The following is a 13766-nucleotide window of genomic DNA, read 5'->3' on the forward strand; positions in this document are numbered from 1 at the left end:
TCTAAAGAACCAACTCCGTACAATAAACACCCCCAATAAACTGAAAATTAAGTTATAATATCATTATAAAATACGAAGGGGGAATGCACGCATGTACTACAACACTTCATTCGAAAATGATCAACCTGTAGGCCGTCTATAAACTAAGACGGGCATTCATTTAGCACATACACTATGCCTCGTCTTAGGGAACTCATATTACCCTAAAAATAGACGGAGGTACTTTACATGAAACAAACAATTTTAGGAGCTATATGCTTATCACTAGCAGCAAGTATATGGGGCGGTATGTATGTTGTTAGCAAATACGTACTCGATTTTATCCCACCACTAACACTCGTTTGGCTACGCTTTATTATCGCTTTTGTTGTTTTGTATTTCATTTTGAAAATAGCTGAGAAAAAGCAAAAGAAAAAAGTAGTCATTCGCAAAAAAGATTGGCTCCTATTCGCTTGGATTGGATTTATCGGCTATTTCATTTCGATCACATGCCAATTTATCGGAACAAAATTATCCGACGCTCATACAGGCTCGTTAGTTACATCAGCTACACCTGCATTTATGGTTATATTTGCAGCGCTCATTTTGAAAGAAAAACTAACTGCTCGTAGACTTTTATCTACTATAATAGCGACAATCGGTGTCATTATCGTAATCGGGTGGGATATCGAAATTGGCTCCTATTTTATTGGGACAATCATTTTAGTTGGAGCCGCTATTACATGGGCTTTACTATCTATTTATGTAAAAATCGCTTCAATCCAATTTTCATCCTTAGTTATTACAACGTACGCAATTTTCTTTTCACTCTTTTTTATTACACCTTTTATGATATGGGAGCTACAAACGGCCTCTATCGGAACAGTAAATACGTACGTAATATTAGGCGTATTATACTTAGGAATCGTCTCAACAGCAGGTGCCTTTTTCCTTTGGAATAAAGGATTAGAATTACTGGATGCGAGCATCGGTTCCTTATTTTTCTTCTTCCAACCTATCGTTGGATCGTTACTTGGTTGGTTGCTCTTAAATGAAACATTAAATAGTAACTTTTTTATTGGTGGTATTCTTATTATATGTAGTGTTTTAATTACTACTTTTGAAAAGAAATAACAAAACAGGCAGAGATTCTTAATCTCTGCCTGTTCGCATTATTGGATCTTGGTCGTGAAAACCAATACAAATCGGTATATTATTTTGCACTTCACTACGTACACTTATAAAACTACACAGCGTTTTAGCAATTAAATATAAAGTGATACCGATTGCTTTTTCACTTGTGTCAAAGCCATTTTCATTATACATATCCGCTAATTCTACAGACCCCGGTCCCTCAACATCATATGTCCATTCAGAAGCCCAATCATCATCCTCTTCTTCAAGTGGAGCATACTCCTCACAAATATAAAACTGACTAGTCCACTCGTTATCAAGGTCATACTCAAAATAAATCGCTTTTGCTTCTTCATTAGTAGCCATTTCTACAGCTGCATCCAAACCTACTCGAATACTTTCCTTATATGACTCTACATCAATTACTTTAATTCGTTCTGCATATTCTGTAGACGCCAACATGCAACAAATATCATAATACTTCGCTTCTATTTGCTCTACTGCTAACGAAAAGACATCCTCTTGCATCTCTTCTAAATACTGAAATATATCCACACTAAATACTCCTCACTCTTTACGCACTCCAATGCGATGGACGGGACAATAATTTCGGTAATTTCGTATATTTGTCCCCTCTCGCCGCATTTACTTGAACTTGCGTCAGAAAAATACTATTTGTAAAATCAGTCCCGCGAATATCTGCATCTCGCAAATCTGCTCCGATGAGATCTGCTCCTCTTAAATCTGCACCATTTAAGTTAGCCGCAATTAAGTAAGCTCCTCTTAAATTTGCACCTTGTAAATTTTTCTTTTTCAGATTCGCTCCCATAAGGTCTGCTCCGCGGTGAATGATTCGTTTCTTACGCGCAGTATTCATTTCCTTCCATACTAATTCGCTCGTTTCTAAAAGAAGAATGTTCACCTCTGCCCTATGCATTGGAACATTTATTTTCATTAACTCATCTGGATTTAAATTCGAAAGTCGCTCTGTCTCCTCAATTGCGGTCTCCAGCTCTTTATGAATTGGCTGTGTTGCCTTTAAAAGAATCGCTTCATTCAAATACCAAAGCATTTCATGAAGTTGATGCATAACCGGAAAAGCATCGTACATTTTTCTTGCATGCTTTGCATCTTTCCTCCAATCAATCCCTTTAAACGTACCCTGAGAAATCTTCTGCCCAGCACCGAAACATTCAAATACTGTACAACCTTTATAACCTTTTCCTCTAAGATTTTTATGTATACTACATTTAAAATCTGATTGTAAGTTGGAACATGGTTTACCACCATCTTTATTCACTGCAAAATCTACCGATGCTGCAAACGGTAATGCAACGCAACATAGACCGAAGCATTTTTCGCATTTTGCTTTTAAATGATCGTTATGATTAGTCAAAATCTATACCCCCTGTTGTCTTTTGACTATTTCATAATATTCCAACTGTAATAAATAATCAATTTTAAAATAAACCAGCATCTTTCGTTTCAATTCATAAATTTATTATTCGATTTCCTTTCAATTGAAAAGGACTATTTCTATTTAATGAATTATAATTAAATTATAAATTTTCTAACTAAAAAGGAGACTTATTATGGCACTAGAAATGAAAACAAACTGTCAAATTTGCGATCAATCGCTCGAACAAGATTCTGAAGCATACATTTGTGTATATGAATGTACATTTTGCGCACCATGTACAGAAGAAAGACATAACGTTTGTCCAAACTGCGGCGGCGAATTAGTACGTAGACCGAAAAAGAAATAATAAAAAGCAAAGCGATATCGCTTTGCTTTTTATTATTTTCTAAGTTTATGAAATTATATCGAACACAACTTAAACATTTACAAACTTCACACAAACAGGCTCTGGCACAGCAACATCAGATTGTAAAAGTGTTAACTTACCTGTAGATTCATCTCTTGAAAATAACACAAGACTATGTGACTTTTCATTTGTAGCAACAAGGAACTTTTCAGTAGGATCTAATACAAAGTCTCTTGGCCAATTTCCTTCTGTAGATGTGTGTTCAACAAATGTAAGCTGACCTGAATTTTGATCTACGCTATAAACAGCGATACTATTATGACCACGATTACCTGCATATACAAAACGGCCGTCAGAAGAAATATGAATCGCACTTCCTTGATTATTTTCATCAAACTCTTCTGGAACAGTAGAAATATACTGTAATTCTGTAAAGGATCCTTCTGCAGGATTATATGTTAACACAATAATCTCTGAACTAAGCTCCGTCATCACATACGCATACTTTCCATTCGGATGAAAAGTAATATGTCTTGGACCACTTCCTGGATTTACAGATAAACGATTCACTTCTGTTAATGTACTATCTTTTACTTCATACGTAATTATTTTATCTATCCCTAAATCAACGCCCACTACATATTTTTCATCAGGAGTGTACCCCGCGTAATGTGCATGTGGTTTTTCTTGTCTTTCTTTATTCGGACCTGAACCTTCATGTGCCATAATAGATGAAGCAGGATTTACAGTTCCATTTTCTTCATTTATTTCAAAAGACTCAATCGTTCCTTTATGGTAATTCGCTGTAACTACTGTATGATTTCCACTATCAACACTAATATGACAAGGAGAAGCACCTTCTACTACTTGTCTATTTTTCGCTATTAGTTCTCCAGTATGACTATCAATGGAATACGCAGCTACACCGCCAGATTCGCCTTCCTTAACAACAGAATAGAGATATTCATTCTTTCGGTTAATCGTTACATATGTAGGGTTATCCAGCTTAGCGGCAAGTGTTACATTACTAATTTTTTTTGCTTCTGTGTCTAAAGTAAACTTATATATTCCTTCGCTATTTTCTTTCGTGTAAGTTCCAACATATCCAATAAACTCTTTGTTATCCTTCATTTTCATAACCCTCTCTCCCTATATTTTTCGTTCATCATGCTTCTTAAAATATTTTATGTTGAAAGAGTATCCTAAAAAATCGGAGTACCTCTTTATACGTTACCATATTTTCTTGGTAAATAGCTTTTAAACCCACTTTTTTTGATACGCTGCTATACTTTCATATTCTTCTTCCAATTGACGGGACAGACGGATATAGATTGGCGTTAAATCTTTATATTTTTCCACACTTTCCATGTTTGGCTCATGATGGAAATCTGCACCTACCATTTCAGAAACTACAGATAATGTATCTATTTCACCTAAACTATATAAACCGAGGATTGCAGCTCCTAAGCAAGAGCTTTCGAAACTTTCCGGAACATATACGTCTTGATGGAAGATGTCCGCCATCATCTGTCTCCAAAGTTCCGACCTTGCAAAGCCGCCTGTCGCTTGAATTTTTTTCGGTTCGCCAATTAACTCTTTTAAAGCGAGAAGAACCGTATATAAATTATAAATTACTCCTTCTAAAACAGCACGGATAAGATGTTCTTTCTTATGATGCAATCCGAGTCCAAAGAAAGATCCTCGTGCATTTGCATTCCATAAAGGAGCTCTTTCCCCTGCTAAATACGGGTGAAACAATAAACCGTCAGATCCAGGATTCACTTTTGCTGCTATTTCAGTAAGTACTTCATATGGATCTTTCCCTAAACGCTTTGCAAGCTCAATCTCTGAAGTACCCAATTGGTCACGAGCCCATCTGAAAATCATACCGCCATTATTAACTGGTCCACCGATTACCCAATGGTCTTCAGTTAACGCATAACAAAAAATTCTACCTTTTGGATCTGTTACAGGACGATTTGTTACAGCACGTATCGCACCGCTTGTACCAATTGTAACAGCCACAACGCCAGGATCTATTGCATTTACACCTAAATTAGATAGTACTCCATCACTCGCTCCTACTACAAAAGGCGTAGAAACAAGTACATTCATCTCTTTGGCAAGCTCTTCATCTAATCCTGTTAAACTGTGCGTTGTTGGAACAAGTTTAGAAAGCTTTTCATCTGTAATTCCCGCAACATGTAAAGCCTCTTCATCCCATTTTAAAGATTTCAAATTAAACATCCCTGTTGCTGACGCTATAGAATAATCAATTACATACTCTTTATATAACTTGTAAAAAACATATTCTTTAATAGAAATGAATTTATAACTTTTTGCGAATAACTCTGCCTGCTCATTCTGTAGCCAAACTAATTTCGAAAGTGGTGACATCGGATGAATTGGTGTCCCAGTACGAAGGTAAATTTCATGACCATTCATATCATTCTTTATTTTCTCCGCCCAGCTTGCACTTCTATTATCTGCCCAAGTGATACATCTCGTTAACGGCTCTCCCTTTTCATCTACGGCAATGATACTATGCATTGCCGAACTAAAAGAGACACAAAGAATATCACTTGGCTGTACACTACTTGATCGTACAGTTTCTTTAATCGTATTTATTACTGCACGAAAAATTTCTTCTGGGTCTTGTTCCGCTGTTTCAGGCGTAGGAGAATATAAAGGATATTCAATTCCATGACTAGCAATAACAGATCCATCAGTAGAAAATAGAACTGATTTTGTACTAGTTGTTCCAATGTCTACACCAATCATATATTTTGAGCTCACCATTTCTTCCTCCTAACAAAAAATTGTTACAGTATCCCACCATAAAAATACATTCCTTTTATCTATTGATAACGTTGTATGCCACAATTATCTAAATAGAAACATCTTTATCTTAAACAAACATATCGAGTAGTAAAACTCCTCCAAAAGCGATAAATGAAAGTAACGTTTCTAATACTGTCCATGTTTTAAATGTTTCTTTCACTGTTAACCCTAGGTATTCTTTTACCATCCAAAAACCAGCATCGTTTACGTGTGACAACATTAATGCTCCTGCACCTGTTGCAATAACGAGTAACTCTAAGTTCACACCTGTTGTATTTTCAACGATTGGCGAAACGATACCCGCTGCTGTTGTTAAAGCGACTGTCGCTGACCCTGTCGCAATTCGAATTAATCCTGCTACTATAAATGCTAATACAATTGGGGATAGAGCTAAATGCTCAGACATTTGAGCAATAGCATTGCCTACACCACTATCGATAAGAATTTGCTTAAATCCCCCGCCGGCACCAATAATCGCAACAATTGAACCGATTGGTAATAAGCTATCTTCTGTTATCTTCTTAATAGCTTTTTTATCGATACCTTGACGAAATCCAAGAAAATAGAACGCCGCAAAACATGCAATCAATAGTGCAATTATAGGACTACCGATTAATGTGACAATCTTCATCAAAGTATTAGAAAGAGGCACATAAGGAGCTGCTGCAGCTAAAACCATTAACATAACAGGTAACAAAATAACTAAAAATGAAACTCCTATTCCTGGTAATTTCGTTGATTTTGTATTTACACGAATCAATTCTGGCTCATTTTCAGGAATTACACGTTTGTGAATCCATTTCGCAAATATAGGACCTGCAATAATCGCTGCAAAAAATGTAATAATGAGTGAATACAATAGTACCTTCCCAAGATTCGCTTTATAAATACCAATTGCTACAATTGCCCCTGGATGCGGAGGAACAAGGCCGTGTACGACAGATAGCCCAGCAATTGCTGGTAATGCTATCAATAAAATATTTTGTTTCGTTGTTTTATGAATTGAAATTACTAACGGCAGTAATATTAAAATACCTACTTCAAAAAACACCGGAATTCCAATAATAAAACCTGCAATTAACATAGCCCATGGTAAGTTTTTTATCCCAAAGGATTTAATAAAGAACTCTGCCACTTGCATTCCAGCACCTGACTCTGCCATCATTTTCCCTAAAATTGTACCTAATACTAAAATACCTACTAAATGCCCGAGAACACTTCCAACTCCCGTTTCATAAGCACTCACTATTTTATCCATTGGCATTCCAGACATAATTGCTAAAAACAAACTTGCAACCGTTAAACTAATAAACGCATGCCATCTCCACCACGATACCCCTAAAATAACAATTACAATTGATAATAATGTAATAATTAAAAGGTACATATTCATACTCAATCCCCCTTTATGTAAACCCTTTCATAATTACTATATAATTAAAAGAACCTATATAGTTCTTACTTGAGTAAAAGATACCTTTACATATTGCTATACGTTTAAAAGCATCTTCACATCATAATGATTTATATAAAAAGAATCTCCCTTATTAGAGATACACTATAACTCATCTCTCTAATAAGGGGATTTCTCTTTCATAATTATAATGTTATTGTGATAAACGCTTCGCGCGATCAATTTTTCCTTTTTTAAAAGTGAATGACACTTTCATCTCTGCTTTTTTCACGTAGTAAGACTACAAAATCAGGATCCAGTTTAAACGATGAAGTTACTTAGGATTTGTCCTCTCATGAAAAGCAATTTTCGGAAAGCACCTTCACTTTCATGCATTATAATTTAGGAGCTTTCGCCCAATCCGCAGCAAATTTCTCAATACCTTGGTCTGTTAATGGGTGCATAGCAAGTTGCTCGATTACTTTATAAGGGATTGTTGCAATGTGAGCACCTGCCATCGCTACACGAGTTACATGATCTGGATGTCTGACAGAAGCCGCAATAATTTGTGTATCTAATTGATGAACATCGAATAATTCAGCAATTTTAGCAACTAATAGTACACCATCTTCAGAAATATCATCTAAGCGTCCTAAAAATGGAGAAACATACGTTGCACCTGCTCGAGCAGCTAAAAGTGCTTGGTTCACAGTGAAAATAAGTGTAACGTTCGTTTTCACACCTTTTTCAGTAAGATAGCGACAAGCTTCTAATCCTGCTAGCGTCATTGGAAGTTTTATCGTGACGTTTTTATCGCCACCGTTAATTTTAATTAATTCTTCTGCTTGAGCAATCATTTCTTCAGCTGTAACAGCATCTGGCGTTACTTCTGCCGAAACAGACTCCACTTTAGGCACTGCCTGACAAATTTCTGCGATACGGTCTTCAAACTTAACGCCCTCTTTTGCTACTAAAGAAGGATTCGTTGTAACACCAGCTAAAACTCCAAGTTTATATGCTTTTTTTATGTCCTCAAGATTTGCAGTATCAATAAAAAATTTCATGATCAATTCCCTCCAGTTTTTAAACGTTGATGAGTTACATGTTTAATATGCTTATCCCGTAAAAGCCCGATTGATGTGGAATAAAGCCCCTACTTATTAAAGTTTCACTTTATTTCTTTTCTACTGCATGTCCGCCAAATTCATTGCGCAGAGCTGCTACTACTTTTCCTGTAAATGTATCATTGTCTAATGAGCGGTAGCGCATTAATAGAGACATTGCGATAACAGGAGTTGCTGTTTGAAGGTCTAATGCTGTTTCTACTGTCCATTTTCCTTCACCAGAAGAATGCATAACGCCTTTAATTTCATCCAGTTTTGCATCTTTAGAAAATGCATTTTCAGTCAATTCCATTAACCAAGAACGAATTACTGAACCGTTGTTCCATACTCTTGATACTTTTTCATAATCGTAGTCAAATTCACTTTTCTCTAGAATCTCAAATCCTTCACCAATAGCAGCCATCATACCGTATTCAATTCCGTTATGAACCATTTTTAAGAAGTGACCACTACCAGCTTTTCCAGCATACAAGAATCCATTTTCTACAGCAGTATCGCGGAAGATAGGTTCAACGATGTCCCAAGCTTCTTGATCTCCTCCGATCATGTAACAAGCACCATTACGAGCGCCTTCCATTCCGCCAGAAGTTCCTGCATCCATAAAGTGAATGCCATCTTTCTTTAATTGCTCATATCGGCGGATAGACTCTTTATAATGTGAATTACCAGCTTCAATTAGAATATCTCCTTTTGATAAAAGTGGTGTAACCTCATCAATAACAGAATCAACAACAGCGTGTGGTACCATTACCCAAAGAATTCTTGGTGATTGTAATGACTGAACAAGTTCACTTAAACTAGATGTACCCGTTGCCCCGTACTCTTTCATTTCTTCTACTGCGCTCGTATTTAAATCAAATGCTACTACTTCATGTTTATGATCCATTAAATTTTTCCCTAAATTTAATCCCATTTTACCTAAACCAATTAATCCTACTTGCATGATATAATTCCTCCTCAAATCATCTTTTATTAAAAATTCATATCACTACAATTTTGAATACCTTTCAGCACCCATAAGTTGATTTGTCCAGAAAGGTATTCACATTCATAGATTAAGAATTCAACACATTTTTTGTAATTTGAACAACATTTTCTGTTGTAAATCCAAATAGATTCATGACTTCAGCTCCAGTACCTGAAGCTCCAAATGTTTCAATTGATAGTACTTTGCCTTCTTGTCCTACATAACGCTCCCATCCAAGAGATACACCCATCTCAAGAGAGACTCGTTTCGTTACAGAAGACGGAAGAACGGATTCTTTATATTCGTTCGATTGGCGATCGAATAACTCCCAGCTCGGCATTGCAACGATGCGAACAGAAACATGATCTTCTGCTAATTTTGCTTTCGCACTAGCAGCTAAGGATACTTCAGAACCTGTCGCAATTAAAATCACATCCGGATTTTCATTCGTTTGTGTTAATACGTAAGCTCCTTTAGAAAGATTCTCTATGTTCGCTTTCGTTTCATTAAACACCGGTAAATTTTGACGGCTAAGTACTAAAACGATTGGACCATCCGTTTGCTGTAATGCATACGCCCACGCACTCGCTGTTTCATTTGCATCTGACGGACGGATAACTGTTAAACCAGGAATTGCCCGAAGAGCTGCTAAATGTTCAATTGGTTCATGCGTTGGACCATCTTCTCCTACAGCAATCGAATCATGTGTAAATACGTAAGTAACTGGTAACTTTTGCAATGCAGCCAGTCGAATCGATGGACGAAGATAATCATTAAATACAAAGAATGTACTTACGAAAGGTTTTACTCCTCCATGAAGAGCCAGTCCATTCGCTGCCGCTCCCATTGCATGTTCACGTACACCGAAGTATATATTGCGGCCAGCATACGATTCTACTGCATATACTGCTTCACCTTTTATATCTGTCATCGTAGAATGAGAAAGATCCGCACTTCCACCGAAAATAGAAGGAATCGATTTCACATAATGATTAATAGCTTCCCCACTTGCAACACGAGTGGAAATCGTTTTTTCAGTATCAAAGGATAAAATGTCTTTCGCTTCGATTAAAACTTCACCTGTAATCGCTTTTTCTAATTCATCTGCTAGTGCAGGGTTCGACTCTCTGTATACGTTGAACTGCTTATTCCATTCGTTCTCTTTTTCAATACCTTTTTGTTTTAGATCATTAAAATGAGCTGTTACTTCTTCAGGCACAAAGAAGTCTTCCTCATAATGCCAACCATACACTTGTTTTGTCGCTGTTGCTTCTTCTACTCCAAGCGGATTACAATGTGCTTTGTTCGTTCCAGCAACTTTTGGACTTCCATAACCTATAATGGTTCTAATTTCTATAAGAGTAGGTTGATCCGTATTGTCTTTCGCTAATGTAATAGCTTTTGTAATAGCATCAACATCGTTTCCATCCTCAACTCTTACATATTGCCAATGTGCAGATTCTACTCTTTTCTGAATATCTTCAGAAAAAGCAATGTTTAATTCACCATCAAGTGAAATTTCATTTGAATCATACAGTACAATTAACTTGCCAAGTTTCATATGCCCTGCCATTGACATCGCTTCATAAGCGACACCCTCCATTAAGTCACCGTCTCCAACTAATGCGTACGTATTATGATCTATAATAGAGTGACCATCCTTATTGAACTTTGCTGCTAAATGAGCTTCTGCCATTGCCATTCCGACAGCATTTGCAATCCCTTGTCCTAACGGTCCTGTAGTCGCTTCAACTCCAGAAGTGTGACCAAACTCAGGATGTCCTGGTGTTTTACTATTTAACTTTCTAAAGCTTTTCAAGTCATCAATTGATACGTCATATCCAGCTAAATGAAGTAAGCTATACAGTAGGCTCGATCCGTGTCCCGCTGATAAAACGAATCGATCACGGTTAAACCATTTCGGATGATTCGGATTGTGATTTAAATGATTCGCCCATAATGCATAAGCCATCGGTGCTGCTCCCATCGGAAGACCTGGATGACCTGAATTTGCCGCATTAATAGCATCAATTGATAACGTACGAAGTGTATTCACTGCTAATTGATTTATGTTTTGTGTCATAGTAATTGTCCCCCTAAATGCTTTCATGAAAGAAAGTACTTATTTTTCCGTTTCTTGATCTAACCACCATTTAAATCCACTTTCTTGCAATAATTCATGAGACGCATCTGGACCATATGAACCAGACTCATATTCATAAAGTGGTAATAAGTTCTCCTCGAATGCTTCAAGAATTGGTTGTACCCATTCCCATGACAATTCAACTTCTCTCCAATGTGCAAAGAATGTAGCGTCTCCACTCACAGCATCATGAATGAGTCTTTCATACGCTTCAGGTACTCCCACATCCGCTTGCTCACAAGTAAAGTTAATACGCATCGGTTCAATTTCTCCATTTTTCAATGGATTTTTACTATTTAACTGTAATGAAACGTTCTCACCTGGGCTAATTTCAATTATTAATAAGTTAGGTTCTGCATTTGGATTATTATCTTGATATTGCTGTTTTAACGTATTTTTAAATTCGATTACAATACGAGTAGACTTTTCTTTCATTCGTTTTCCTGTTCGTATATAAAATGGAACGCCAGTCCAAAACGGATTATCGATCCACAAGCGAGCAGCAACAAATGTGTCTATGTTAGAAGAAGGATTTACTCCTGGTTCCTCTTTATATGCTACAACTTGCCCGCCTTTTATCTCTCCTGAAGCGTATTGACCGCGAACGATATGGTTTTGAACGTCTTCTTTTTTCACTTTACGAAGCGTCTCCATTACTTTTCGTTTTTCCTCTCGAATTTCACACGCATTAACCTTTTCCGGCAGATTCATAGCAGTCATCATTAATATTTGTAACATATGATTTTGAACCATATCTCGAATGGCTCCTGCGTGATCATAATATCCAGCTCTTTCTTCAACCCCAACCGTTTCACTAGCTGTAATTTGTACATTCGCTATATGTTCTTTATTCCAAATCGACTGGAGAACAGGATTTGCAAATTCTAGCGCTTCAAGGTTTTGAATCATCGGTTTACCTAAATAATGATCGATACGGTATATCTCGTCTTCTTCAAACGTGCGACTAAGCTTATCATTCAGCTCACGAGCAGATGTAAGATCATGCCCAAACGGTTTCTCAATCATTAGGCGTTTCCATCCATCTGTTTTATCGAGTCCACTTTCCTTAATATTTAAAGCAATCGTCTCGAAAAATTCAGGAGCAACTGAAAGATAGAACATTCTATTACCTTTTATATGTAGTTCTTCTTCCCTTTCACGAACGACTTGTAATAATCTCTCATAGTCTTCCGGCTTACTCACATCTAATGGACAATAGCGAAAATTATCTAAAAAACCTTCCAGTTCCGGAGTACCTTCTTCCCTCTGACGAGAAAACGTCTCTATTGATTCTTTTATTCTTTCTTGAAAATCTTCATGAGATACTTGACGTCTTCCAAGCCCGATAACAGATATTTGCTTTGGAAGCTTTTGATCTCTATATAAGTTATATAGCGCGGGGTAAATTTTGCGTTTCGCTAAGTCGCCTGTCGCTCCAAATAAAACAAAGGTCATTGATTCCAAGTTCAGTCCCCCTCTTGTTGTATAATCCTCTTCAATATACTAAAAATGAATTGTACAGAAGCTCATACTCTTATACTTCCTGTTTTTATAAAAAACAAAGAGTTATCTAATTCCAATTCTTTTTATACCTTTCGCTCTCTCATTGTCCCCAATATTAATAGTGGCAATTCAAAGCATTTCTACTACAACCTACTTATTTATAGGATTTAACGAAACATTTTATATCTGATTACTTTTAGTAATTAAGTAATCCTATGTCTAGTATATTAACCACATAAATTATTATCGTCAATAAAAATGTCTTGAATTAAATACTATTTATTTTGTAATACTTTTCTAAGTGTATTCCTAGTTACCATTCATTTTCAAAGATAATGATCAATATAATAAATATCAGTTTCATCAAAATCTTCAATTAATTTTCGGTTAAACTCGCGAGCAGACGTTACATTATAATCAAAAGGCTTCTCTATAATAAGACGGTTTAATCCTTTTGTAGTCCACAATCCACTCTCTTTAATATTTAAAGCAATCACATCAAATACTTCTGGTACAACAGATAGATAAAACATACGGTTTTCAGAAATATTTAATTCTGTTTCACGCTTTTTTACAAGGCTCAGTAAATCTTGATAGCCCACTATATTCGCTGTATCTAATTGACAATAACGAAATGTGCTAATAAATTCTTCTACTCCTGATTCGTCATCAGAAGATATTCTAGAAAATGTAGCAAGGGATTGTTCTACCTTTGTTTGAAATTCCACATCTGACATTGCCCTTCTGCCAATACCGATAATCGAAATAGATTGTGGTATATTTTGATTACTAAATAGTTTATATAAAGCAGGGTAAATTTTGCGTTTCGCTAAATCCCCTGTCGCTCCGAATAAAGTGAAACTTTAATCAGTGGGGGTTTTGTTCATCCCCACTGATTATTAGTTGAACCAATCGG

11 protein-coding genes and 1 pseudogene are annotated in these 13766 nt (G+C 36.4%); 2 read left to right on the forward strand and 10 right to left on the reverse strand.

The genetic code is table 11. The features are described 5' to 3' along the window. Window positions 1–228 precede the first annotated feature (228 nt). Window positions 229–1113 (forward strand): DMT family transporter, encoded by an 885-nt coding sequence (locus RT27_RS16615; RefSeq protein WP_016080879.1) that lies wholly within the window; start codon window positions 229–231, stop codon window positions 1111–1113. Between the two features lie 18 nt (window positions 1114–1131). On the opposite strand, the gene RT27_RS16620 is transcribed toward RT27_RS16615, so the two are convergent. Next, a complete protein-coding gene (locus RT27_RS16620; protein WP_043936689.1) occupies window positions 1132–1668 on the reverse strand; it encodes a hypothetical protein in 537 nt (178 codons plus the stop codon). Between the two features lie 19 nt (window positions 1669–1687). Continuing rightward, on the reverse strand, window positions 1688–2509 hold the full coding sequence (locus RT27_RS16625) for a pentapeptide repeat-containing protein (protein ID WP_043936690.1): 822 nt from the start codon (window positions 2507–2509) through the stop codon (window positions 1688–1690). A gap of 196 nt (window positions 2510–2705) precedes the next feature. On the opposite strand from RT27_RS16625, the gene RT27_RS16630 reads away from it, so the two are divergent. Next, window positions 2706–2879 (forward strand): DUF1272 domain-containing protein, encoded by a 174-nt coding sequence (locus RT27_RS16630; protein WP_001162788.1) that lies wholly within the window; start codon window positions 2706–2708, stop codon window positions 2877–2879. A 69-nt stretch (window positions 2880–2948) separates the two neighbouring features. On the opposite strand, the gene RT27_RS16635 is transcribed toward RT27_RS16630, so the two are convergent. The 8 genes and pseudogenes from RT27_RS16635 to RT27_RS16670 all read right to left on the reverse strand — a co-directional run. Further along, window positions 2949–4016: a lactonase family protein gene (locus RT27_RS16635; RefSeq protein ID WP_043936691.1), complete on the reverse strand. Its 1068-nt coding sequence runs from the start codon at window positions 4014–4016 to the stop codon at window positions 2949–2951. Between the two features lie 120 nt (window positions 4017–4136). Beyond that, complete coding sequence (gene gntK, locus RT27_RS16640; protein WP_000254953.1) at window positions 4137–5678, reverse strand: gluconokinase; 1542 nt, start codon at window positions 5676–5678, stop codon at window positions 4137–4139. 109 nt (window positions 5679–5787) lie between these two features. After that, a complete protein-coding gene (gene gntP, locus RT27_RS16645; RefSeq protein WP_001057600.1) occupies window positions 5788–7113 on the reverse strand; it encodes a gluconate permease GntP in 1326 nt (441 codons plus the stop codon). 395 nt (window positions 7114–7508) lie between these two features. After that, a complete protein-coding gene (gene fsa / locus RT27_RS16650) occupies window positions 7509–8177 on the reverse strand; it encodes a fructose-6-phosphate aldolase (RefSeq protein ID WP_000667692.1) in 669 nt (222 codons plus the stop codon). A gap of 109 nt (window positions 8178–8286) precedes the next feature. After that, the gene (gene gnd / locus RT27_RS16655; RefSeq protein ID WP_001195925.1) at window positions 8287–9180 is read right to left on the reverse strand and encodes a phosphogluconate dehydrogenase (NAD(+)-dependent, decarboxylating); all 894 of its coding nucleotides are present in this window, start codon (window positions 9178–9180) and stop codon (window positions 8287–8289) included. Between the two features lie 112 nt (window positions 9181–9292). Beyond that, complete coding sequence (tkt, locus tag RT27_RS16660) at window positions 9293–11287, reverse strand: transketolase (protein WP_043936692.1); 1995 nt, start codon at window positions 11285–11287, stop codon at window positions 9293–9295. Window positions 11288–11326: 39 nt separating this feature from the next. After that, entirely contained in the window at window positions 11327–12811 is a 1485-nt protein-coding gene (gene zwf / locus RT27_RS16665) for a glucose-6-phosphate dehydrogenase (RefSeq protein WP_043936693.1), read from the reverse strand. Window positions 12812–13176: 365 nt separating this feature from the next. Then, a pseudogene (locus tag RT27_RS16670) lies at window positions 13177–13692 on the reverse strand (glucose-6-phosphate dehydrogenase); the annotation flags it as partial. Between the last annotated feature and the right edge of the window lie 74 nt (window positions 13693–13766).

The sequence above is a fragment of the Bacillus sp. L_1B0_5 genome (assembly GCF_000836715.1).
GTDB lineage: Bacteria > Bacillota > Bacilli > Bacillales > Bacillaceae_G > Bacillus_A > Bacillus_A thuringiensis_S.